2 protein-coding genes are annotated in these 1,646 nt (G+C 77.3%); both read right to left on the bottom strand.

The features are described 5' to 3' along the window. The coding region (locus NBZ83_RS32010; protein ID WP_261576497.1) for a lactate racemase domain-containing protein at positions 1-837 on the bottom strand (837 nt) is incomplete at its 3' end. Between the two features lie 100 nt (positions 838-937). After that, positions 938-1,646 (bottom strand): zinc-binding dehydrogenase (locus NBZ83_RS32005; RefSeq protein WP_261576496.1); only part of this gene is annotated, 709 nt, incomplete at its 5' end.

Here is a 1,646-nt window from a genome sequence, read left to right as displayed (position 1 = left end):
CTCCCACTCCCGGCGGGTCAGAAACGGCCCCGGCCCGACCGCGGCGTTCACCGTCGCCGTCACCGCGAACACCGGCACCGCCGCGCCCAGCACCGCCCCCAACCGGGCCGCCGCCGCCGGCGCCACCAGCCGGCCGGCGACCGTCCCGCCGCCGCCGGCGCCGGCCGCGGCGGCCTGCGTCACCGCCGCCACCGAATGCACCGCGCGCAGCGACGCATACGACGACAACCCCTCGACCAGCGCTCCCAGCCCGCCCTGCCCGGGGCCCTGCACAATCCCGACGGCGACGAGCAGATCGGCCTCGGCCACCGCCCGGGCGATCGCCACCGGCTCCCCGGCGTCGCTGACACCGACCTCGACAAGGTTCGCGGCGTCCTCGGCGTCATGGCAGGCCAGCTGCGTCGGCCAGAACGAGCGGAACACCCGCTCCCCGACGATCCCCGCCACCTCGGCGGCACCGAGACGCCGGTGCAGCCCGTTGGCCACCACCAGCGTCACCTCGTCGACACCGGCCGCCGCCGCCGCGCTCAGCACATGCTCGAGGATCCGCCCCCGCACGTCGACGCGCCGCATCCGCGGCTGCGGGGTGCGCAGATCGTCCACACTGATCGCCAGACGCATCCCCGGGCGCAGCAACGCCGCCAGCGGCGCACTGCCCAGCGGGTCGCTCAGCGCCGCGGCGATCGCCGCGTCGACGTCACCAACCCCCGGCCGCGGCTGCGGCGGATACACCACCCGCGTGCCCAGCGGGAACCGTTCCAGCAGCACCCCGGCGCCGGAATGGACCAGCAGCGGGGGAGTCTGCTCGTCGACTTCGAGCACGAACCCCGGTCTCACTGTCGCGATCCTCTCCACGTCCGACCCGTCGAGCCACACCCTGCGTGCGCCCCGTCCACCCCTGCTCCGGCGATCCCGGCGCGGGTCGTTCCGGCGCGGGTCATGACGGTGCCGCCGGGTCGAACGCCACCCGCACCACGCCGAGGCGCCCCGCCCCCAGCGCATGGGCGAGCGCGTCACGCCAACGGGTCAGCGCATAGCCGCCCACGACCAGCCCGTCCAACGGCGCCGAGCCGGCCAGCGCCCACGCCCGCGCCAACACATCCGCCGCCCCGGGATCGGCCGTCGTCCGCGCCGCCCCGACCAGCTCCAGCCCCCGCGCCCACAGCGGCGTCAGATCCACCCGACCCGACGGGGTACCGGCCACCACGATCCGCCCACCGGCGCGGGTCGTGCGCAGCGCCGTCGCCAACGCCTCGCCGCTGCCCGCCGCGTCCACGGCCACATCCACCCCGCCGAGCAGAAACGACCCGCCCGACACCGGGGTCACCCGCAGCGCCCGCGCGGCGCGGCGCACCCCGGCGACCGCCCCCGCCGGATCGAACACCGCGTCCGCGCCGAACCGCGCGGCGAGACGGGCCTGGCGCGGATGACGCGCCACGACCGCCACCGGCCCGGCGTCGGTGAACGCCCGCAACGCCAGCACCGTGAACAACCCGACCGCCCCCGCGCCGACGACCAGTACCCGCGCCCCGGACGCCACCCGGGCCCGGTCGACGCTGTGCACCGCGCGGGCCAGCGCGTCGACGAGCACCGCACGGTCGTCGGGCAGACCGTCGGGCACCGGATGCAGCTGCGCGTGGTGGGCC

This window comes from Frankia gtarii (genome assembly GCF_025403375.1).
GTDB lineage: Bacteria > Actinomycetota > Actinomycetes > Frankiales > Frankiaceae > Frankia > Frankia gtarii.
This window is presented reverse-complemented; position numbering and strand designations above follow the sequence as displayed.